This is a genomic window from Sphaerisporangium sp. NPDC051011 (assembly GCF_040653595.1).
Classification (GTDB): domain Bacteria; phylum Actinomycetota; class Actinomycetes; order Streptosporangiales; family Streptosporangiaceae; genus Sphaerisporangium.
This window is the reverse complement of sequence record NZ_JBFAGG010000021.1, coordinates 66,796-87,348: the sequence shown is the minus strand read 5'-3', so window position 1 is coordinate 87,348 and position 20,553 is coordinate 66,796. Positions and strand designations below refer to the sequence as shown.

The window sequence follows — 20,553 nt, the reverse complement described above, 5'->3', positions numbered from 1 at the left end:
CCCGGCCCCTTACACGACGATCCAGAGGAAACGGGATGCCGCCCACCTTCGACCTGCTTGTCATCGGGGATGCCAACCCCGACGTGATCCTCGGCCCGCTGGATGCTCCCCTCGCCTTCGACCAGCGCGAACAGCTCGTCGGCACCGGCGTGCTCACCCTCGGCGGATCCGGGGCGATCATGGCCTGCGGCGCGGCGCGCCTCGGCCTCCGGGTCGCCTTCGCCGGGCTGGTGGGCGACGACGACGCCGGCCGCTACGTACGCGACACCCTGGCCGCGCGCGGTGTCGACACCGCCGCCCTGCGCATGGACCCGGGACTGCCGACCCCGCTCACCGTGGTGATCACGCGCGAGGGCGACCGCGCGATCCTGACCGCCCCCGGCACGCTCGCGGCCACCACCGCCGAGGACGTCCCCGAGCGGCTGCTCACCGGCAGCCGGCACGTACACGCCGCCTCGTACTTCCTGATGCCCGAGCTCGCCGGCGCCCTGCCCGGCCTCTTCCGCACCGCGCGCGCCCACGGCGCCACGACCTCCCTCGACACCAACGACGATCCCACCGGCCGATGGGACCCCGCCGGTCTCGCCGCGGTCTTCGCGGAAACCGGCATCCTGCTGCCGAACGCCCACGAGGCGCGCCACCTCGCCGCAGGTGCCGCCCTTTCCCCGCGGGCGGGCGCCGAGCCGGCCGGGTCGCTGGAGACGGCCGCGGCCGCCCTGGCCGCGCGCGGGCCGCTGGTGGCCGTCAAGAACGGCGCCGACGGCGCTCTCTGCCACGACGGCCGCACTCTCGTCACCACCGCCGGCATCGTCGTGACACCCGCCGACACCGTCGGCGCCGGCGACAGCTTCGACGCCGGCTTCGTCGCCGCGACCCTCAACGGGATGCCGGTCGAAGGCGCCCTGGAGTTCGCCGCCGTCTGCGGTGCCCTGTCGACCCGCGCCCACGGCGGCACAACGGCCCAGCCCACCTGGGACGAGGCCGCCGCCCACATCACCCGCAACGGAGAGAACCGCAGATGACCACCCCAAAGATCACGTTCATCGGCGCCGGGAGCGTCGTCTTCACCCAAGGTCTGCTCGCGGATCTCTTCGCCTTCCCCGAGTTGAAGAACGCCCACATCTCGCTGCACGACATCGACCCCGAACGGCTCGCCACGGCCGAGGCCGCCGCCCGCCACATCGCCGCCCGCCTCGGGGCGAGCCCGCGCGTCACCGCCCATACCGACAGGCGTGAATCGCTCGCCGACGCCGACTTCGTGATCAACATCGTGCAGGTCGGCATGGTGGAGGCGACCCGTGTGGACTTCGACGTCCCCGCCCGCCACGGCCTGCGCCAGACGATCGGCGACACCCTCGGCATCGGAGGCATCTTCCGCGCGCTGCGCACCTTCCCGCTGCTCAAGGCGCTGGGAGAGGACATCGCCGCCGTCTGCCCCGAGGCGTGGCTGCTCAACTACACCAACCCCATGGCGATGAACGTCCAGTACCTCACGCAGGCCACCGGCCTGACGCGCGTCGTGGGCCTGTGCCACTCGGTGTACTGGACCATGCGCGGTCTCTCCGACCTTCTCCAGGTGCCGTACGAGGAGGTCACCTACCGCGCGGCGGGGGTCAACCACCAGGCATGGGTGCTGCGCTTCGAGCACGACGGCGCCGACATGTACCCGCGTCTCGACGCCCTGATCGCCGAGGACGAGCAGCTGCGCCGCCGGGTCCGCGTGGACATGTACCGCCGCCTGGGCTACTACCCGACCGAGACCAGCGAGCACTCCTCCGAGTACGTGCCCTGGTACCTGCACCACGATGGCGAGGTCGAGCGGCTGCGCCTGCCCGTCGGGGCCTATCTCGACATCGTCGAGGAGAACGTGCGCGAGTACGAGAAGACCCGCGACGCCCTCGCCGCCGGAGCCCCGCTCGACGTCGAGGGCACCCTGGAGTACGCCCCGCAGATCATCCACAGCGTCGTCACCGGCACCCCGCGCACCGTCTATGGCAACGTCCCCAACCACGGCCTGATCGACAACCTGCCCGCGCACGGCGTGGTCGAGGTGCCCTGCCTCGTCGACGCCCTCGGCGTCCAGCCCACCCACGTCGGCGCGCTGCCCCCGCAACTGGCCGCGCTCAACCGCGCCTACCTCAGCATGAACGACCTCGTCGTACGCGCCGCGCTCGAAGACGATCCCCGCCACATCCGCCACGCCGCCATGGCCGACCCCGCGACCGCCGCGACCCTGCCGGTCGAACGCATCTGGGCCCTGTGCGACGACATGGTCCGCGCCCACGCCGACCGCCTCCAACCCTCCCTGCGCGCCCTCCTCGGCACCTGAGGGTTTCGGGGCCGCCGTTCCACCACCCCGCCAGTCGCCGACGAGCTCGGCGCGGAGACCGCCGCCTTTCCGGCGGTCTCCACGGGCGTCTACCGCCGGCCAATGGTCGACGCCGCCCGTATCGCCCTGTCGGCGGTGCGCGGTGCCTCCACCCGCGTGGTCGAGGCCCGGTTCGTCCTGTTCGGCGCGTCGGCGTACGCCGTCTTCGACGAGGAACTCAGGGCCACCGCCTAGGGCCGGTCCGGCGCCAGCGCCTGCCACGGGATCGTCAGCTCGCCGAGCCGCCAGCGCCGCCGGCCGCCGAGCGGGGGAGCCGTCGCCACGGGCCAGCGCACGGCCAGCCGCTCCACCGACGCGATCCACCGCGGACGCAGGCCGTACGCCCCGTAGGGCGCCGCCACGCTCCAGGCGTGGTCGAAGTCGCGCAGGAAGGCGTGCACCCGCTCGCCGGGCACGTTGCGGTGGATCAGCGTCTTCGGCAGCCGCTCGGCGAGGTCGGACGGCCGCTCGAACCCCGAAAGGCGCGTGGACAGCGTGAGCGTGCGCGGCCCCCGCGCGTCCAGGGCGACCCAGGCCGCGCGGTGGCCTATCTCCGAGCATGTGCCCTCGACGACCACCCCGCCGGGGGCCAGGCGTGAGCGCAGCAGGTCCCACGCCTCCCACGCCTGCGCCTCGCCGTACTGCCGCAGCACGTTGAAGGCACGCACGATCAGCGGCCGCCCGCCCACCGGCAGCTCGAAACCGCCCCGGACGAACGTCAGCCCCCGCCGCTCGTGCGGCTTGGCCGCCGCGACGCGCACCGGGTCGATCTCGACGCCCACCACCTCGACGTCCGGGCGGACGCGGCGCAGCCGGGCGAACATCTCGGACGTGGTCACCGGCGAGGCCCCGTACCCGAGGTCCACCACCAGCGGCCGGTCGGCGGACACCAGCAGCGGGCGGTAGACCTCGGCGACCCAGCGGTCGGACCGCCGCAGCCGGTTGTGGCCGGTCGTGCCCCGGGTGATCTCGCCGACAGGCCGCCGCGCCCGCGTCTCACCGCCCCCGCTCATCGGGCGCGGGTCACGAGACCCGGTGCACCTTGTGCTGCGCCGCCTGGGCACGCGGGCGGATCACCAGCCGGTCGACGTTGACGTGCGCGGGCCGGGTGACGCACCAGGCGATGGCGTCGGCGACGTCGTCGGCGGTCAGCGGGTCCGGCACGCCCTCGTACACCTTCTCGGCGCGCTCGGCGTCGCCCCGGAAGCGGGTGAGCGAGAACTCCTCCGTGTACACCATGCCGGGGGCGACCTCGATGATCCGCACCGGCTCGCCGACCAGCTCCAGGCGCAGCGTCTCGGTCATGGACGTCTGGGCGTGCTTGGCCGCGCAGTAGCCGCCGCCGCCCTCGTAGGAGACCAGCCCGGCCACCGAGGTCAGCATCAGCAGTACGCCGTCGCCGGACTCGATCAGCTTCGGCAGCAGCGCCTGGGTCATCCGCAGCGAGCCGAGCACGTTGACCTCGTACATGCGCTGCCAGTCGTCCGCAAGGCCCTCGGCCACGGTCTCCAGGCCGATCGCGCCGCCCGCGTTGTTGATCAGCACGTCGCACCGGTCCAGTGAGGCCGCGAGCTCCGCCACGGACTCGTCGGAGGTGACGTCCAGTGTGACCGGGCGGATCGAGGGCACCTCCGTGGCGAGCTTGTCCAGGCGGTCGCGGCGCCGGGCGGCGGCCACGACGTCGTAACCCTCCGCCGCGAGCCTGCGCGCCGTCGCCTCGCCGATGCCGCTACTCGCCCCCGTCACCACCGCTGTCTTGCTCATTCGCCGTCCTTATGTTGGCCTTTTAGTGCTCTGTTCTTGCTTTCGACCGTTACGCCCCGGCCAGTGCCGCCCAGGGCTTGGTCATCCGTTCGGTACGCAAGTGTCCGCTACTGTTCCTGGGCGTGCGACGCGTCCCGGAGTCCCGCGCGTGGGCGCCCGCCCGTCATCCTGCCAGCGTGCGCGGGCGACGGTCGCGGGGACCCCATGGCACGGGCAGCCGGGAATCTTGTGTGGTTTCCGGCGGTTATATCCCCTCTGGAGGTGGTGTCAGGTGCCGGGAATGCCGGTCGCACGCCGGATCAACCGGATCGCGACGATCAGCATGCACACGTCCCCGCTGGACCAGCCGGGCACCGGCGACGCCGGCGGCATGAACGTGTACATCGTCGAGGTCGCCAAACGGCTCGCCGCCCTCGGCGTCGAGGTCGAGATCTTCACCCGCCAGACCGCCCGGGACCTTCCCCCGGCCGTCGAGCTGACGCCCGGCGTGACCGTGCGCCACGTCACCGCCGGGCCGTACGAGGAACTGGACAAGGGCGACCTTCCCGGCCAGTTGTGCGCGTTCCTCCACGGCGTGCTGCGCACCGAGGCGACGTACGACCCGGGGCACTACGACCTGATCCACTCGCACTACTGGCTGTCGGGCCAGGTCGGATGGCTCGCCAAGGAGCGCTGGGGCGTCCCGCTGGTGCACACCATGCACACCATGGCGAAGGTCAAGAACTATCTGCTCGCCGAGGGCGACCGGCCCGAACCCGTGGCCCGCGTGGTCGGCGAGGAGCACGTCGTCGAGGTCGCCGACCGCCTGGTCGCCAACACCGACGCCGAGGCCCGCGAACTGATCGACCTCTACGGCGCCCCCGCCGGGCGCGTCGCCGTGGTGAACCCCGGGGTCAACCTCCAGGTGTTCCGGCCCGCCTCCACGGGCGCCGCCCGTCACCGGCTCGGCCTCCCGCAGGACGCCCACGTCATGCTCTTCGTCGGGCGCATCCAGCCGCTCAAGGCCCCGGACGTCCTGCTCAGGGCCGCCGCCCGGATGATCGAGGAGGACCCCTCGCTGCGGTCCCGGCTCGTCATCGCCTGCGTGGGCGGCCCGAGCGGCAACGGCCTGGCCCGTCCGTCCTTCCTCACCGACCTCGCCGCCGAGCTCGGCATCTCCGACGTCGTCCGCCTCGCCCCGCCCGCCCCGCAGGACGAGCTCGCCGACTGGTACCGCGCGGCCGACGTCACCGTCGTCCCGTCCTACAACGAGTCGTTCGGCCTGGTCGCCCTGGAGTCCCAGGCCTGCGGCACGCCGGTGGCCGCGGCCGCCGTGGGCGGGCTGCTCACGGCCGTCCGGAACGGCGTGTCCGGCCTGCTCGTGGACGGGCACGAGCCGCACGCCTGGGCCGCCGCCCTGCGCCGCTTCGTCGACCGGCCCACCTGGCGCGACGCGATGGCCGCGGGGGCCCGCGAGCACGCCACCGGCTTCGGCTGGTCGGCCACCGCCGCGCGGCTGATGGAGGTGTACGCGGCGGCCCTCGCCCGCGGGCGCACCGGAGGCCATCACGGAGGTCTGCTGATCACCGCCCGATAGACCTGGTACACAAGAACTCGTCAGGTATCGCCGGGTGTCGCCGGGTACGGAGCGGAGTGAGCCGGGAGTGAACGGGAAGTGAGCACTGCCATGGATCACGAGGCGGTCGTCGAGGCGGCCCTGAAGGCCTCCGAGGTCACCTACGAACGGCCCCGGCCGGGAGCCTTCCTGGTCAAACTGCCCGGCCACCACAAGCTGGCCACCATGACCTGGCTCACCCTGACCGACCAGGCCCTGCACGTCGAGGCGTTCTTCTGCCGCAAACCCGACGAGAACCACCTGGAGTTCTACCGGTGGCTCCTGTCCAAGAACGGGTCGATGTACGGCGTCCACTTCGCCCTGGACGGCGTCGGGGACGTCCACCTCGTCGGGCACGTGCCCCTGTCGTCGGTGCGCGAGGACGAGATCGACCGCCTGCTCGGCTGCGTCCTCACCTACGCCGACGAGTGGTTCGACCGCGCCCTGGAACTGGGCTTCGCCTCCTCGATCCGCCGCGAGTGGGACTGGCGGGTCAAACGCGGGGAGTCGCTGGCCAACCTGCGGGCCTTCCAGGGCATCGTCGAGCGCGGCAGGCGCGAGGACACGGCCTCGCCGGAGGCTCCGTCCCCCCGCGAAGGCTGAGGTCCGCGGGCGCCGTCTCACCTGGTGTCCGCGCGCTGCGGGCCCCGCGCCGCAGACCCTAAGCTTGGGCGCATGGCTACTTTGGTGCTATTGCGGCACGGCGAGAGTGAGTGGAACGCGAAGGGCCTGTTCACCGGATGGGTCGACGTCACCCTCTCGCCCACGGGCGAGGAGGAGGCCCGGCGCGGCGGCAGGCTCCTGACGGAGGCCGGCGTGCGGCCCGACGTGGTGCACACCTCCGTCCTCACCCGCGCGATCCAGACCGCCAACCACGCCCTGGGCGCGGCCGGCCTGTTGTGGCTCCCCGTCTTCCGGTCCTGGAGGCTCAACGAGCGCCACTACGGCGCCCTCCAGGGCAAGAACAAGGCGCAGACCCGCGAGGAGTTCGGCGACGAGCAGTTCACGCTGTGGCGCCGCTCGTACGACGTGCCGCCGCCCCCGCTGGCGGACGACGACGAGTTCTCCCAGGCGGGCGACCCCCGGTACGACCTGCTGCCGCCCGAACTGCTGCCCCGGACCGAATGCCTCAAGGACGTCGTCCAGCGCATGCTGCCGTACTGGTACGACTCGATCGTCCCCGACCTCGCCGCCGGCCGCACCGTCCTGGTGGTGGCCCACGGCAACTCGCTGCGCGCGCTGGTCAAGCACCTGGACGGCATCGGCGACGCCGAGATCGCCAAGCTGAACATCCCGACCGGCATCCCCCTGCGCTACGAGCTCGACTCCGCCTTCAAGCCGGTGAAGGCCGGCGGCGAGTACCTCGACCCGGAGGCCGCCGAGGCCGCGATCGAGGCCGTCGCCAACCAGGGCAGGTAACCCACGGGTTCATGGACATGAGGAAGCCCCGGACTCCCGGTCCGGGGCTTCCTCGATTCCGGATCTTTCCGGATGTTTCCTGAAGGCTCAGGACGCCGAGTCGTCCGGCTCGCGGCTGCCGGTCACCAGGTAGACCACGTCGCGGGCGACCCGGACGGCGTGGTCGGCGTACCGCTCGTAATAGCGGCCGATGAGCGTGATGTCCACGGCGGGCTCGATGCCGTGCGGCCAGTCCTTCGACAGCAACACGCGGAACAGCCGGCGGTGCAGCCGGTCCATCGCGTCGTCGTCGTCCTCCAGCTCCTTGGCGAGGTCGACGTCCCGCGTGGCGATGCAGCTTCCGGTCTTGGTGACCAGGCGCTCGGCGATCTGACCCATCTCCACGATCGTGTCGCGGACCTCGACCGGGATGGCCGAGACGGGGTGGCGCATCCGCGCGATCTTGGCCACGTGCTCGGCGAGGTCGCCCATGCGTTCCAGGTCGGCGCCCATGCGCAGCGCGGTGATCGCCGTGCGCAGGTCCACGGCTACGGGCTGCTGCGTCGCCATCAGCTCGTAGATGGACGTCTCGATCTCCGCGTACAGCCGGTTGACCTCGGCGTCCTGGGAGATCACGCTCTCGGCGAGCTGAAGGTCGGCGTCCAGCAGCGCGGTCGTCGCCCGGGAAATGGCGGAGCGGACCAGGTTGGTCATCTGCATCAACCGGTCGTTCAGGGCGTTGAGTTCATCGTGGAAGGCATCGCGCATGCGGATCACGCTACGCGCGCGTTCGTGAACGAACCACGTCCGTCAGGTGAACTCTGCCGGAAACAGGCACCTCGGGGGGACTGACCGGCGGAGAGAGCCGCCTACTCTGGGAGGCGTGAGTGAGATCGTGACGAGCCTGGCCGCACTGGCGGGGTTTGTTGTCGGGGCGATCGTAATGGTGGCGGTGCGCCCTCGGGACAGACGTCGCACCGACATCCCTGAGAATTCTGACTCCACCTTGCCGCAGGGGGTGGCGTCCGTTCTCGCCGTGCTCCCCTCCTCCGCCGTCGTCCTCGACCGCGACGACCGCGTGCTGCGCGCCAGCTCGGCCGCCCGCGCGTTCGGCCTGGTCAAAGGCGACCACCTCATGGCAGCCGAGCTGCTCGCCCTGGCCCGCCAGGTGCGCAGGGACGGCGAGATCCGCGAGAGCGAGTTCGAGGTCGCGGGCCACAAGTTCGGCATGGAGGCGACCACCTTCGCCGTCCGCGTCGCCCCCCTCGGCAGCCACGGCCAGGTCCTCGTCCTCGCCGAGGACCAGACCGAGCGCCGCCGCGTCGAGGCCGTGCGCCGCGACTTCGTCGCCAACGTCAGCCACGAGCTCAAGACGCCCGTCGGGGCGCTCAGCCTGCTCGCCGAGACCATCCAGGACGCCGCCGAGGACCCCGTCGCGGTCACCCGCTTCGCCGGTCGCATGCAGCACGAGGCCGCGCGCCTCACCTACCTCGTCCAGGACCTGATCACCCTGTCGCGCATCCAGGGCGGGGAGCCGATCCCCACGCCCGGCTGCGTGCCCGTCGACGAGGTCGTCCACGAGGCCATCGACCGCTGCAACACCAAGGCCGCCGCCAAGGAGATCGTCCTGGTCGCGGGCGGCACCGAGGGCCTGCGCGTGTGGGGCGACGACGAGTTGCTCGTCACCGCGCTGCGCAACCTGATCGACAACGCCGTCGCCTACAGCCCCGAGAGCACGCGCGTCGTGGTCAGCGCCCGGCCGGCCGGCGAGGTCGTCGAGGTCAGCGTCAGCGACCAGGGCATCGGCATCCCCGAAAGCTCCCTGGAGCGCATCTTCGAGAGGTTCTTCCGCGTCGACGCCGCCCGCTCGCGGGCCACCGGCGGCACCGGCTTGGGCCTCGCGATCGTCAAGCACGTCGCCGTCGCCCACGGCGGCGAGGTGACGGTCTGGAGCAAGGAAGGCTCCGGCTCCACCTTCACCCTTCGTCTGCCGGCCTTCGGCGGCACGGCGATAGCCGTACCCAGCACCACATCAACCCCTCTGGAGGCCGCGAAGTGACCCGCGTGCTCGTCGTCGAGGACGAGGAGTCGTTCTCCGACGCTCTGTCCTACATGCTTCGCAAGGAAGGCTTCGAGGTCGCGGTCGCGGCCACCGGCCCCGAGGCGCTCGACACCTTCGACCGCAACGGAGCCGATCTCGTCCTGCTCGACCTGATGCTTCCCGGTCTGCCCGGCACGGAGGTCTGCCGGTCGCTGCGCCAGCGGTCCAAGGTGCCGGTGATCATGCTGACCGCCAAGGACAGCGAGATCGACAAGGTCGTCGGCCTCGAACTCGGCGCCGACGACTACGTCACCAAGCCGTTCTCGTCGCGCGAGCTGGTGGCCCGTATCCGCGCGGTGCTGCGCCGGCAGGGCGACGTCGAGGAGATCGAGCCGGCCGTCCTCACCGCCGGGCCGGTGCGCATGGACGTCGACAGGCACATCGTCGCGGTCCGCGGGCGGCAGGTGCAGCTTCCGCTGAAGGAGTTCGAGCTGCTGGAGGTCCTGCTGCGCAACGCGGGCCGTGTGCTCACGCGGGGGCAGCTCATCGACCGCGTGTGGGGCGCCGACTACGTGGGCGACACCAAGACGCTGGACGTCCACGTCAAGCGGCTGCGCGCCAAGATCGAGGCGGACCCGTCCAACCCCCGGTGCATCCTCACCGTCCGCGGGCTCGGCTACAAGTTCGACCCCGCCGAGGCCTGAGCGCCCCTTCGAGCCGTTCCTTCGAGCCGACTGTCCGAGCCGACTCTCCGAAGCCGACGAGGCCCGGTGCGCGCCTGTGGCGCCCCGGGCCTATTCGTGTGCGGTCTAGCCGTTCGCGGCGGGGCTCGCGTCCGGGGTGGCGCTTTCGGACGTCGACGGGACGCCCGACGGGACGGCCGAGGCGGTGGGCGACGGCGACGGGCTGGGCGCGGGGGAGAGGCTCGCGAACTCGCGGCTGCGGGTGATCACGGGGATCGTCATGGCGATGTCTCCGGCGTTGGTGAACCGGAGGGTCAGGGAGAGGCTCTCGCCGCCGCGCAGGGGCTTCTGAGTGCCTTCCAGGACCACCTGGGAGGCCGGCCTGCCGGTGTTGACGAGCTGCCCCGGGGGCAGCGTGATCGGGCCGCCCGACTTGACCGAGGTGGCGCTGCGGTCGTTGACGGCCACGCCCTCCAGGGTGTCGGAGTAGGTGCCGTAGTTCACCATCGAGAGGTACAGCGGGACGGAGCCGCCCGGCGCGATCTGCTGCCCGGAGTCGGGGCCGAGGGCGAACGCCTGGGCGACCTTGATGCCGTTGCGGCCATAGGTCTTGGCCGATTCGGTGCCGTCGATCAGCACGTTGGCCTCGGTCGGCGCGTACGCGTTGCTGGTGTTGGCGTCGCTTCCCGCTCCGCACGCGGCCAGCGCCGGGCCGGCTGCGAGCAGCGCGGAGGCGATGATCACCCTGCGGCGGCTGGTGCTGGTCACAGTTCGAGCTCTCCTTGATACACATGAGTAGGGCCAACGGCAACCTTATCCGTGCCCTGCACCCCTTACGGAGCCGGGCCGGTGATCGCCGGAGCGCCCCCTCAGCCGCAGGTCATTGCGCATGTAAGAGTTCGGGATTCATGGAGTCCACCACTTGTCAAGTCCCAAATCGAGGCTTTGACCTGCAGTTATGTTGATTTCACTGTTCCGGGAGGGGACTGGCGCGTGGTATCCTGGAGGACAGCGGAAGGGGTACTTGTCACATGACTTTCCAGGTCGGCGACACTGTCGTCTACCCCCACCACGGGGCTGCTCGAATCGAAGCCATCACAACCCGCACGATTAAGGGCGAGGACAGAACCTATCTGGTGCTGAAGGTCGACAAGGGCGACCTTACCGTTCAGGTGCCGGCGGAAAACGCCGAACTCGTTGGTGTGCGTGACGTTGTAGGCCAGGAAGGCCTAGAGCGTGTCTTCGATGTTCTGCGCATGCCGCACACGGAAGAGCCCACCAACTGGTCCCGCCGCTACAAGGCCAACCTCGAAAAGCTGGCGTCCGGCGACGTCAACAAGGTGGCCGAAGTGGTGCGCGATCTCTGGCGGCGCGACAAGGAGCGCGGCTTGTCCGCGGGTGAGAAGCGCATGCTCGCCAAGGCCAGGCAGATTCTGGTCAGCGAGCTCGCTCTGGCCGAGAAGACCAACGAGGACAAGGCCGAGGCTCTACTCGACGAGGTTCTCAACTCCTGAAAACCACACATCCACGGGTGGGCGTCGGGGTCGACGTCCACCCGTTCGCATCGGGCCGTGATCTCCACCTGGCCGGTCTCCACTGGCCAGGCGAGACCGGGCTCGCGGGCCACTCCGACGGCGACGCCGCCGCGCACGCGTGCTGCGACGCCCTGCTGTCGGCCGCGGGCCTCGGCGACATCGGAGGGCTTTTCGGCACGTCCGACCCCCGATGGGCCGGCGCCTCGGGCGTCACTCTCCTCGAAGAGGCCGCGCGGCACGTCCGTGCGGCCGGTTTCGAGGTCGGCAACATCGCCGTGCAGATCATCGGCAACCGTCCCAAGCTCGCGCCGCGCCGCGCCGAGGCCGAGAAGGTCCTCGGTACGGCCGTCGCCGCGCCGGTGAGCGTCAGCGCCACCACGACCGACGGGCTCGGCCTCACCGGGCGGGGCGAGGGCGTGGCGGCCATCGCCACCGCGCTCGTCTTCCCGGCCGACCCGCCGTCCGCGCCAACCGATCGGGCCTCGCGCACGTCTTAGTAGCGGGATCCCAAGTGGGTCCCACTGCTCGCGAAACCGGAGGACGGCGTCCCGCTGACCGGCGCGGCGCGGGGCGTCGTCCTCCCTTTCATGCCCGTGACCAGGCACTTTTCCCTCTTTATGATTAGTCGTCCGCCTGAGGGTAGCCGTCCTGTCAGCGTGAAGGCGTGACCCTCAAATGGAGGCCCAATATGACCATCCAGACCATTCTCGGCGCGATCGTCATCGGCGCGATCATCGGTGCCCTCGGCCGTCTCGTCCTGCCGGGCCGTCAGCCCATCGGGTGGCTTCTCACGATCATCGTCGGCATCGTCGCCGCCCTGGTCGGTACGGCCATCGCCCAGGTTCTCGGCGTCGCCACGACCCCGGGCATCGACTGGATCGAACTCGTCCTGCAGGTGGTCCTCGCCGTCATCGGTGTCGGCTTGGTCGCCGGAATCCGCGGTCGCACGAGGGCCTGACCTCGGCGGAGCCCACCGTGACCCTTCGACGCCCCCATGATGGCGGCGGCGACCCGGTAGCGGCAGCGGCCTGAACCAGGTCGGCCCGCGGGCACGGCGGTCACGCGCAGGGAGCGGTGACTGCGCCCGGATACGCGAAGACCCGCCCGATCCTCCTGGACCAGGCGGGTCTTCGCGTATGTCGTTTTCTCGTCCCTTTTCTCGACTTTTCGGGACCGAGCTCTTCGCGCCAGGGCGCGGGACGTCCGAGCGTTCAGGGACCTCCTCATCGCGAGGTGACCGCCTCCGGAGGCCGGTCCTCGGGCGGTCATCTCCGTGTGGTCATCCCAGGGCGGTCACCCTTCCGGGGGGAGCGGGGTGCTGCGCATGCGCCCCGACGGCGGGGCCGCGACCTCTCCGCCACCGGGCCGCCGACTTTCACCCTCGGGGACCTCGTCCTCGCGCCCGGAAGCGTCCTGGGGCGCGTCCGAGGGGGTCTGCGCGGACGTCGCCCTCGTCTCCGCCAGCGCGGCGACGTCCTCGCGCAGGTGCGGGTACGGCTGGGTGTCCTTGTTCACCGACGACGCCTCGCCGGGCTCGTCCGCGCGGTCATGCGCCTCGGCGGGCTCGTCCCGATCGGATACGGGGTCGGTGATGTGCGGGTAAGGCTGCGTGTCGCCCAGCTCGCGTTCGGCGGGCTTGGGCAGCGGGTGGACCAGCACGTCGCCGCTGGAGGGCCGCACGAGATCGCCCCAGCGCAGCGGACGGTCGGGGTCGCGGTGGGGCGAGCCTGACGCCGTCCCGGGACGCGGCTGGGGCACGAGACGCTGCTCGGGCTCCGGCTCGGGAACGGTGTGCTCCTGGGCCACACCCGTCAGCCCGGCCGCGGCGGGCGGTTCCTCGTCCTCCTGGCCGCCGGGCTCGGCCGGGGTCGTGGCGGGCGGCTCCTCCGGGACGTCCCGCTCCGCGGGCCGCTTGTCGGCCGTCTCCAGAGGCGGAAGCTCGTCCACGGTGGGAGTCTCGGGCGCGGGCGTCGGAGGCACCACAGGCGTGATCTCGGGCTCGGACGGGTCCTCCACCGGCGCGTCCGGCTCGCGGTGACGCACGGCGACGCTGTGCGCGTGGTGGGGCAGGGCTTCGAGCGGAGGCGCCAGCTCCGGGTCGCGCTCCTCGCCGCCGAAGGGGACGATGTCGCGTTCGGCCGGCCTGTCCGCGTTCGTCGTCGTCGCGTACGCGGGGAAGCGCCGCGCGGGGAGCAGGAAGAGCCAGAGCCCGATGACCAGCATCACCCAGGGCGCCACGGCGATGCCCACGGTCGCCTGATCCGCCGAGACGGAGGTGCCCGTGGCGACGACGACGTTCGCCGCGGCGGCCGCCACGATCAGCATCGCCAGGACGATCACGGCCTGGAGGCGGATGAGGAGCCGCGCGGGGCGCAGGAGCAGCACGCTGATCAGCGCGATGGCCAGCAGCGCGTCGAACCCGGCGGGGTACAGGTAGGCGAAGTCGGCGCGGGCGCCTCCCGCCAGGGCGAGGAAGCGCAGGCCGTCGAACGACAGCACGCAGGCGGCGGCGGCCAGCCCGGTGACCGCGACGGCCGCTACGGCGGTGCCCAGGCGGCGCAGCACCAGCGCCGCTCCGGTCGGCTGGGCGGCTGGGGGTGGTGGGAGCTCGAACCGGCGGGCGGAGCGGCCTGCCGGCAGCGGGGGAGTGACGTCCATGGCGGTTCGAGCCTACAGAATCGGCGTTCCGATAACCGGTCAGCGCGCCCGCGCCACGCCACGCGACCCCGTGCACCCGCGGTCACGGGGCGGGACGGGAGGGGCGTCTCGCGGCGAATGTGACGACCGAAAACAGGGGTGCGCCGGTCGCGTGAAGTGACCGCCGTCCGACTCCGGCGGCTTACCGGAGCCTTACCGGCCCTCAATGCCGGATACGGGCAAGCCGCATGGATTCCGATTTACGTCCCCATGAAGGTGTCATGCCTCGTACCTGTACAAATCATTGCGGACAAGGGGTCTCATAAGGGATGACTTGGCTGCTCGCCCCGGAGGCCCGGAAAGGCCGCCGCGTTCACTTTCGCATTGGCGGCGAGTGAGGTCGGGCAACCAGTCCTGTCAGGCCCTGCGAGGCATTAGCCTTGCGTTCGTGAGTCTGCGCCTATACGACACCAGCACCCGTGCGGTCCGCGACTTCGTCCCCGTCCAGCCCGGGCGGGTCTCGATATACCTGTGCGGGGCTACTGTGCAGGCTCCGCCACATATCGGGCACATCCGGTCCGGCGTCAACTTCGACGTGATGCGCCGCTGGCTGACACGCTCGGGCTACGACGTGTCCTTCTGCCGCAACGTCACCGACCTCGACGACAAGATCCTCCGCGTTGCCGCCGAGGAGGGCGTGCCCTGGTTCGTCGTCTCCGAGCGCAACCAGCGCGCCTTCACGTGGGCGTACGAAGCCCTCGGGTGCCTGCCGCCCACGGTGGAGCCCCGGGCGATGGGCCACATCCCCGAGATGGTCGAGCTGATCCACCGGCTGATCGACAAGGGCCACGCCTACGCCGCGGGCGGCGACGTGTACTTCGACGTCATGTCCTACGCCGAGCGCTACGGCAGGCTCTCCAACCAGCGCCCCGAGAACATGCGCGCCGCCGCCGACACCGACGCCGACTGCAAGCGCGACCCCCGCGACTTCGCCCTGTGGAAGGGCGCCAAGCCCGGCGAGCCCACCTGGCCCACCCCGTGGGGCTCCGGCCGTCCCGGCTGGCACATCGAATGCTCCGCCATGGCCACCAAGTACCTCGGCGAGACCTTCGACATCCACGGCGGCGGCGTCGACCTGATCTTCCCGCACCACGAGAACGAGGTCGCCCAGTCCCAGGCCGCCGGCGACGGCTTCGCCCGCTACTGGCTGCACAACGGCATGCTCAAGGTCGGCGCCGAGAAGATGAGCAAGTCGCTCGGCAACTCGCTGCTCGTCCCCGCGATGCTCACCAAGGTGCGCGCGGTCGAACTGCGCTACTACCTCGTCGCCGCCCACTACCGCTCCTCGATCGACTACTCCGAGGAGGCCCTGGCCGAGGCCGCCGCCGGTTACCAGCGCATCGAGGGCTTCGTCACCCGCGCCGCCGAGGTCATCCACGACGTCGACGCCGCCGCCCCCCTTCCGCAGGCGTTCGCCGACGCGCTGGACGACGACCTCGGGGTGCCCCAGGCGCTCGCCGTCGTCCACGAGGTCGTCCGCGAGGGCAACGTCGCCCTCGCCCACGGCAACAAGGAGCAGGTCGCCCGCCTTCTCGCCGAGACCCAGAACATGCTCGACGTCCTCGGCCTCGACCCGCGCTCGCCGCAGTGGCGGGGCTCCGCCGCCGACGCCGGGCTGCACGAGACGGTGGACGCGCTGGTCAAGGTCGCCCTGGAACAGCGCCAGGCCGCCCGCGCCCGCAAGGACTACGCCGCCGCCGACGCCATCCGTGACCAGCTCGCGGCCGCCGGCGTGATCGTCGAGGACACCCCCCAGGGTCCTCGATGGGAACTGGCGCGCTGATCGCCCCGGTAGGCTTGCAGGCATGGCAGGTGCGGGTAAAGGGTCCGGCAGATCCGGCGGTAAGCGGCAAGGCGCCACACGAGGCACGGGCGGGCAGGGCCGCAAGACGCTCGCGGGCCGGGGGGCGACACCCCCGGCGAGTGAGCGGCACTGGTTCAAGGACCGCCAGCGCGCCGCCGCCGCGTCGGGGGCCCGTCCCAAGGAGCAACCCGCCCGCGCGCGCAGCGCTCGGCGTGAGGACGCCCCCGAGGTCATCGGCGGGCGCAACCCCGTCGTCGAGGCCCTGCGCGCCGAGGTCCCGGCCACCACGCTGTACGTCGCGCAGCGCATCGACCACGACGACCGTGTGCGCGAAGCGATCAAGATAGCGTCCAACCGCGGCATCGCCCTGCTCGAGGTCAGCCGCGACAAGCTCGACCGGCTCACCGAGGGCACCGTCCACCAGGGCCTGGGCCTCCAACTCCCGCCCTACGACTACGCCCACCCCGACGACCTGGTCGAGCAGGCCCAGGACGCCGCGGAGGTCCCGCTCATCGTCGCCCTCGACGGCGTCACCGACCCGCGCAACCTCGGCGCCATCGCCCGCTCCGCCACCGCCTTCGGCGCCCACGGCATCCTCGTCCCCACCCGCCGCTCGGCCGGCGTCACCGCCGGGGCCTGGAAGACCTCCGCGGGCACTCTGGCCCACATGCCCGTGGCCCGGGCCGCCAACCTGACGAACACCCTGCGCGAGTACCGCGAGCGCGGCCTGTTCGTCGTCGGCCTAGACGGCGAGGGGCCCGTCGACATCGGCGACGTCGACCTCGCCACCGAGCCGCTCGTCATCGTCATCGGCTCCGAGGGCAAGGGCCTGTCCCGTCTCGTCCGCGAGTCGTGCGACGTGGTGGCCCGCATCCCCATGCGCGCCGCCGCCGAGTCCCTGAACGCCGGCGTGGCCACAGGCATAGCCCTCTACGAAGTGGCCCGCCTCCGCCGCCGCTGACCTCCGCCCCTGACGAGCACAGGCACCCGTGAACGAACGATCACGGGCACCCGTGAACGAAGGGGCACGGGCACCCGTGAACGAACGCCGCCGGACGAACCTCAACGGGCCTGACACCCACAACGCCGGTGCCAGGCCCCACCCCATGCCACTAAACTCTTAGAGCACCACCCGGCCGACGTAGCTCAATCGGCAGAGCAACGGTCTTGTAAACCGTAGGTCAGGGGTTCGATTCCCCTCGTCGGCTCCCAGTTCAGAGGCCCTGTCCTGCCGCCAGCGGGGTGGGGTCTTCTGATCGTTTGGGAGACCACTGGGAGATCACCTTCAGACGGCCGCCCCGGAACGGCTCCAGCAGCCCATCCAGGATCGGCACCGGCGACCGCAACCCCAGCGCCGCGCGCTGCGCCAGCGCCGACTCCCACCGCTCCTGCAGCGCGCCCAGCAACTGCTCGCGCAGCAACGACGTGAACGGGCACGCCCGCGAGAAGCAACGTGGTCGCGTGGATGTGTCGATGGTCGTGAAGCCGAGCATGGGGAGCGGCTTCTAGGGAGCGCAGCCTCCTCACCCCTGCGTGCTCGACGTGCTCGGCGCGGAATGTCCTTCCGGCGCACGTATCCGGTCGTGAGTTGCCTTTCTCCTCCGCCCGGCGTTCCTTCCCGCGCCCAAGGAGATCTGCCGTAGAACTCTGCCGCGCGTCGGGCTATCGCAACATCACGCAATAGCCCTGGCGGCCCCGGAGAACTGACGTAATGATCTTTATTCTCGATTATTTGATATTGACTCGATTATTGATATTGATCTGGGTGATTATCCGGCCTAATATGTGTGTCTGATCCGAAGGAGCCGGGCGATGGTCTTCGACAGCGGTGTGGTCACCTCGTACGTCGCTGCCGCGCAAACGCGCCCGGTGGCCGATTTGACGATCAGGGCACTGCTGGACGGCCTCGCCGCGCGAGTGGCGCAACAGCTCGGCGAGCTTCCTCTCCACGACCTGCGCCAGTGGCCGAACGATCCCAACGTCCGGGCCCATGTCGCGCAGGCGATCGATCTCGCCGCGGCCACTGACACCACCTTCGCCGACGATCTTGCTCGGGCCCAGGTGCAACTCGACGGTCTCGGCGCGTCGGCGCTGACTCGAATCGCCTACATGCCGTACCAAGCCGCCGCCACAAGCACCGGCCCGGCCTTTCGACGCGCGCCGATCATTCGGATCGGAGGTGGGCGATCATCGTCGTTCATTCTGACCCCGGCGTCACTCAACATCGTGCGGCGTGGACCTGGATGGGCCAAGCGCACCTACGTCACCGGCCTCATTATTTTCGTACTCGGTTTTGCAACCTTCGTGATCGGCGGCTTTACCGGCATACAGTCTGGGGACACCCACGGACCGAACGGACTTTTCGTGTTCGGATTCGTCACCGCCTTCATCGGCGTCGTCGTGACAGGAACCGGCATCGTCGGTGCTGGCCTTAGCCGATCCGCTGTGTCACCAGCGGAACAGGCGACCCCGGACAGGCCAGATGCGTCCTCGGATGGCGAGACGCCGGGCAACGGGTAACGGGCGGATACGATGTCCTGCCGGGCACGTAGCTGTCCGGCCACCGGCCACAAAGCCGAGGCCCTCGAGCCTGGTGCCGGGGGCCGGAGGGTTGCTGCTGGTGATGGGCCCGCCCACTCCCGAGCCGATTGCCGAAAGCTCTTGCACAGGCCCTCGGCTCGGGTGGTGTGCTGTGGCAGTTGCCGACAGGTGTCAGGGCACGATGACGTTGAAGGGGATGTCGGCAGCGGCGCCGTTGTTGCCGGCGCCGACGAAGATGTGGCGGGCTGAGTCGCCACACTGGGTGGCTTGCTGGTCGACGAACACGGTGGAGTTCCAGGGAGCGCCCCACCGCTTGGTCGCGACCGGGACGGCCTTCGTTGCGTCGATGTCGGGGTCGACCTCAATGCAGTACTGGCCGGTGTTGATCTTTCGGACTGCGGTAACGCCCTTCGAACGCACGACGCTGCCATTGGCATCGACGACGGCGGCGGCACGGGCGTAGGGGGCTTGGGCACCGCCGATGGCGGCGTAGGCGACGCCTGCGGCAACGGCGGCAACGCCGCCGATGGTCAGGGCGGAGGTCAGGACGATGGCGGGGAGTTTGGCTCGCATGCTTGCTCCTTCGCTGGGGATGTGGCGATCCCTACACAGGATCGTCGCAGAGTAGTTGATCAGTAGCTAACTGTAACTGAAGGTGAGGTCGCTATTGCCCGAACCGCCCGACGGCGCCATCGTGTGAGTGCTCCGACTGAGTAACGGGACAGAATGGTAATTCCGTCCCCCAGCTTCAGTGCACTGACCTGCGGAAACGCCGTGCTGGGTTCCCGGTCGCCCGAACGGCGCGCTGGTTTATCTCCCAGTGTCCGATCATTCAGGCCGTCTGTGCATGGCTATTCAGGGCCGATCATGCGGGTGCACGCCGCCACGCCGGGCCTGGGCGGGCGCGCGGACCTGGGTGGTGCTGGTCGACGGAGCCCGCCATCAGCTCGACCTCATCCGCGCCGAAGCCGAACGCCGCACCATACGGGTTCACATCGTCATCGATCTGATCCACGTGCTGGAATACCTATGGAAAGCGGCGTGGTGCCCGCACGCCACCGACGATCCGGCGGCCGAGGACTGGGTCGCCACCCATGCGCTCGCCCTGCCGGCCGGTCACCTCGACCACGTCGTGGCCACCCTCGATGCCCAGGCCACCGCAGCCGGCCTGACCCCTGATCACCGCGACGGGGTGGACACCTGCATCCGCTACCTGACCGGCCACGCCGAGTTCTTGCACTACGACCACGCCCTGGAGCACGGCTGGCCGATCGCCACCGGCGTCATCGAAGGAGCCTGCCGCCACCTGATCGGCGACCGCCTCGACATCACCGGCGCCCGCTGGGGGCTACCAGGTGCCGAAGCCATCCTGAAACTCCGCGCTCTGATCTCCTGCGGAGACTTCCCGGCCTACTGGCGCTATCACCTCGACCGCGAACACCAACGCATCCATCAAGCCCCTCACCAGGACCAATACACACAAACCGCCTGATCGACCAGCTCACTGCGGAAGAGCTACACCCTACGACTATTCCCACCGAGATGCGGTTGTCGGGTCGCGCTGCTAGTTTGGGGGAATGTCCAATTCAAAAAAGGTCGACGATTTCCTCGCCAAGCTGGACCATCCGCTGAAGGAGGAGATGAAAGCCATCAGGGCTATCATCACCGCCAATCCCAAAATCGAGGAAGACGTTAAATGGGGTGGCCCCAGCTTCGCCTACAAGGAGGAACTGGCCACCTTCAGCCCGCGGGTCAAGGACGCCGCCGCTCTGGTCTTCCACCAGGGCGCCCTGCTCAAGGACGAGGGCGGCCTGCTGGAGCCCGGCCCCAAGGGCAAGGCGTACGCCAAGATCCGCAACATGGGCGAGGTCGAGGCCAACAAGGAGGCGCTGGAGCAGCTCGTCAACGAGTGGATCGAACTGATGGACAAGAAGTAGCGACCGCCGGTCAGCCGGTCGATTCGCGGCAGGTCACGCGGGGCCCGCACGATGTCCGGTCACGTGCCGGCCGCCGACCCGTTCACGTCCAGGGAGATGGTGTGCGGGTGATCAAGCCCTGCGGCTGGTGCAGGTGAGATCCACGTGACAAAAGACGGCCACTTCGTAATCCTTCGATTCGCTCACATCAA

The 20,553-nt window shown here is 70.3% G+C and carries 22 protein-coding genes, 1 tRNA gene and 1 pseudogene; 17 read left to right on the top strand and 7 right to left on the bottom strand.

From position 1 onward, the window contains the following. Nucleotides 1-35: 35 nt before the first annotated feature. The 3 genes from AB0H21_RS35665 (at nucleotide 36) to AB0H21_RS35655 (ending at nucleotide 2,563) form a co-directional block, all read left to right on the top strand. Nucleotides 36-1,022: a carbohydrate kinase family protein gene (locus tag AB0H21_RS35665; protein ID WP_358525726.1), complete on the top strand. Its 987-nt coding sequence runs from the start codon at nucleotides 36-38 to the stop codon at nucleotides 1,020-1,022. Then, nucleotides 1,019-2,329, top strand: a complete 1,311-nt coding sequence (locus tag AB0H21_RS35660; protein WP_358525724.1) for an alpha-glucosidase/alpha-galactosidase — start codon at nucleotides 1,019-1,021, stop codon at nucleotides 2,327-2,329. Before AB0H21_RS35665 ends, AB0H21_RS35660 begins: the two co-directional genes overlap by 4 nt. A gap of 102 nt (nucleotides 2,330-2,431) precedes the next feature. Further along, nucleotides 2,432-2,563, top strand: a complete 132-nt coding sequence (locus AB0H21_RS35655; RefSeq protein ID WP_358525722.1) for a hypothetical protein — start codon at nucleotides 2,432-2,434, stop codon at nucleotides 2,561-2,563. On the opposite strand, the gene AB0H21_RS35650 is transcribed toward AB0H21_RS35655, so the two are convergent. Then, nucleotides 2,560-3,381 carry a class I SAM-dependent methyltransferase gene (locus AB0H21_RS35650; protein WP_358525721.1) on the bottom strand — a complete coding sequence of 274 codons (822 nt, stop codon included), beginning with the start codon at nucleotides 3,379-3,381 and terminating at the stop codon, nucleotides 2,560-2,562. The genes AB0H21_RS35655 and AB0H21_RS35650 overlap by 4 nt on opposite strands. A 10-nt stretch (nucleotides 3,382-3,391) precedes the next feature. After that, nucleotides 3,392-4,132 carry an SDR family NAD(P)-dependent oxidoreductase gene (locus AB0H21_RS35645; protein ID WP_358525719.1) on the bottom strand — a complete coding sequence of 247 codons (741 nt, stop codon included), beginning with the start codon at nucleotides 4,130-4,132 and terminating at the stop codon, nucleotides 3,392-3,394. 280 nt (nucleotides 4,133-4,412) lie between these two features. On the opposite strand from AB0H21_RS35645, the gene mshA reads away from it, so the two are divergent. The 3 genes from mshA (at nucleotide 4,413) to AB0H21_RS35630 (ending at nucleotide 7,145) form a co-directional block, all read left to right on the top strand. After that, nucleotides 4,413-5,708 carry a D-inositol-3-phosphate glycosyltransferase gene (gene mshA / locus AB0H21_RS35640; protein WP_358525717.1) on the top strand — a complete coding sequence of 432 codons (1,296 nt, stop codon included), beginning with the start codon at nucleotides 4,413-4,415 and terminating at the stop codon, nucleotides 5,706-5,708. A gap of 90 nt (nucleotides 5,709-5,798) precedes the next feature. Further along, nucleotides 5,799-6,329 (top strand): YbjN domain-containing protein, encoded by a 531-nt coding sequence (locus AB0H21_RS35635; protein ID WP_358525716.1) that lies wholly within the window; start codon nucleotides 5,799-5,801, stop codon nucleotides 6,327-6,329. Between the two features lie 72 nt (nucleotides 6,330-6,401). Beyond that, nucleotides 6,402-7,145: a phosphoglyceromutase gene (locus AB0H21_RS35630; RefSeq protein ID WP_358525714.1), complete on the top strand. Its 744-nt coding sequence runs from the start codon at nucleotides 6,402-6,404 to the stop codon at nucleotides 7,143-7,145. 87 nt (nucleotides 7,146-7,232) lie between these two features. Here AB0H21_RS35630 and phoU read toward each other — a convergent pair whose 3' ends face one another. Continuing rightward, complete coding sequence (gene phoU / locus AB0H21_RS35625; RefSeq protein ID WP_358525712.1) at nucleotides 7,233-7,892, bottom strand: phosphate signaling complex protein PhoU; 660 nt, start codon at nucleotides 7,890-7,892, stop codon at nucleotides 7,233-7,235. A gap of 175 nt (nucleotides 7,893-8,067) precedes the next feature. Between phoU and AB0H21_RS35620 the strand changes: the two genes are divergently transcribed. Both AB0H21_RS35620 and AB0H21_RS35615 read left to right on the top strand, forming a co-directional pair. Further along, complete coding sequence (locus AB0H21_RS35620; RefSeq protein WP_358525834.1) at nucleotides 8,068-9,183, top strand: ATP-binding protein; 1,116 nt, start codon at nucleotides 8,068-8,070, stop codon at nucleotides 9,181-9,183. Then, nucleotides 9,180-9,869: a response regulator transcription factor gene (locus tag AB0H21_RS35615; RefSeq protein ID WP_358525710.1), complete on the top strand. Its 690-nt coding sequence runs from the start codon at nucleotides 9,180-9,182 to the stop codon at nucleotides 9,867-9,869. Before AB0H21_RS35620 ends, AB0H21_RS35615 begins: the two co-directional genes overlap by 4 nt. A gap of 105 nt (nucleotides 9,870-9,974) precedes the next feature. On the opposite strand, the gene AB0H21_RS35610 is transcribed toward AB0H21_RS35615, so the two are convergent. Continuing rightward, nucleotides 9,975-10,616 (bottom strand): copper chaperone PCu(A)C, encoded by a 642-nt coding sequence (locus tag AB0H21_RS35610; RefSeq protein ID WP_358525708.1) that lies wholly within the window; start codon nucleotides 10,614-10,616, stop codon nucleotides 9,975-9,977. A 263-nt stretch (nucleotides 10,617-10,879) separates the two neighbouring features. Between AB0H21_RS35610 and AB0H21_RS35605 the strand changes: the two genes are divergently transcribed. The 3 genes from AB0H21_RS35605 (at nucleotide 10,880) to AB0H21_RS35595 (ending at nucleotide 12,341) form a co-directional block, all read left to right on the top strand. After that, the gene (locus AB0H21_RS35605; protein ID WP_114028347.1) at nucleotides 10,880-11,362 is read left to right on the top strand and encodes a CarD family transcriptional regulator; all 483 of its coding nucleotides are present in this window, start codon (nucleotides 10,880-10,882) and stop codon (nucleotides 11,360-11,362) included. 17 nt (nucleotides 11,363-11,379) lie between these two features. Continuing rightward, the gene (ispF, locus tag AB0H21_RS35600; RefSeq protein ID WP_358525706.1) at nucleotides 11,380-11,880 is read left to right on the top strand and encodes a 2-C-methyl-D-erythritol 2,4-cyclodiphosphate synthase; all 501 of its coding nucleotides are present in this window, start codon (nucleotides 11,380-11,382) and stop codon (nucleotides 11,878-11,880) included. A 191-nt stretch (nucleotides 11,881-12,071) separates the two neighbouring features. Further along, nucleotides 12,072-12,341, top strand: coding sequence for a GlsB/YeaQ/YmgE family stress response membrane protein (locus AB0H21_RS35595; RefSeq protein WP_358525704.1), 270 nt, complete (start codon nucleotides 12,072-12,074; stop codon nucleotides 12,339-12,341). A 335-nt stretch (nucleotides 12,342-12,676) separates the two neighbouring features. Here the strand turns inward: AB0H21_RS35595 and AB0H21_RS35590 are convergent, their stop codons facing one another. Then, the gene (locus AB0H21_RS35590) at nucleotides 12,677-14,041 is read right to left on the bottom strand and encodes a DUF2637 domain-containing protein (RefSeq protein ID WP_358525702.1); all 1,365 of its coding nucleotides are present in this window, start codon (nucleotides 14,039-14,041) and stop codon (nucleotides 12,677-12,679) included. A 427-nt stretch (nucleotides 14,042-14,468) separates the two neighbouring features. On the opposite strand from AB0H21_RS35590, the gene cysS reads away from it, so the two are divergent. From cysS to AB0H21_RS35575, 3 genes are all read left to right on the top strand, one after another. Continuing rightward, complete coding sequence (gene cysS / locus AB0H21_RS35585) at nucleotides 14,469-15,863, top strand: cysteine--tRNA ligase (protein WP_358525701.1); 1,395 nt, start codon at nucleotides 14,469-14,471, stop codon at nucleotides 15,861-15,863. Between the two features lie 22 nt (nucleotides 15,864-15,885). After that, entirely contained in the window at nucleotides 15,886-16,845 is a 960-nt protein-coding gene (gene rlmB, locus AB0H21_RS35580) for a 23S rRNA (guanosine(2251)-2'-O)-methyltransferase RlmB (RefSeq protein WP_358525699.1), read from the top strand. A gap of 174 nt (nucleotides 16,846-17,019) precedes the next feature. Then, nucleotides 17,020-17,092: transfer RNA gene (locus AB0H21_RS35575), tRNA-Thr, on the top strand. 6 nt (nucleotides 17,093-17,098) lie between these two features. Here AB0H21_RS35575 and AB0H21_RS35570 read toward each other — a convergent pair. Beyond that, nucleotides 17,099-17,377: a hypothetical protein gene (locus tag AB0H21_RS35570; protein WP_358525697.1), complete on the bottom strand. Its 279-nt coding sequence runs from the start codon at nucleotides 17,375-17,377 to the stop codon at nucleotides 17,099-17,101. 319 nt (nucleotides 17,378-17,696) lie between these two features. Here AB0H21_RS35570 and AB0H21_RS35565 point away from each other — a divergent pair, with 319 nt between their 5' ends. Then, nucleotides 17,697-18,404 (top strand): hypothetical protein, encoded by a 708-nt coding sequence (locus AB0H21_RS35565; protein WP_358525695.1) that lies wholly within the window; start codon nucleotides 17,697-17,699, stop codon nucleotides 18,402-18,404. 192 nt (nucleotides 18,405-18,596) lie between these two features. On the opposite strand, the gene AB0H21_RS35560 is transcribed toward AB0H21_RS35565, so the two are convergent. Next, nucleotides 18,597-18,998: a hypothetical protein gene (locus AB0H21_RS35560; RefSeq protein WP_358525693.1), complete on the bottom strand. Its 402-nt coding sequence runs from the start codon at nucleotides 18,996-18,998 to the stop codon at nucleotides 18,597-18,599. Between the two features lie 334 nt (nucleotides 18,999-19,332). Between AB0H21_RS35560 and AB0H21_RS35555 the strand changes: the two are divergent. Then, nucleotides 19,333-19,917, top strand: a pseudogene (locus tag AB0H21_RS35555) (ISKra4 family transposase); the annotation flags it as partial. A gap of 85 nt (nucleotides 19,918-20,002) precedes the next feature. Further along, complete coding sequence (locus AB0H21_RS35550; RefSeq protein WP_358525691.1) at nucleotides 20,003-20,362, top strand: DUF1801 domain-containing protein; 360 nt, start codon at nucleotides 20,003-20,005, stop codon at nucleotides 20,360-20,362. The last annotated feature ends 191 nt before the right edge of the window (nucleotides 20,363-20,553 follow it).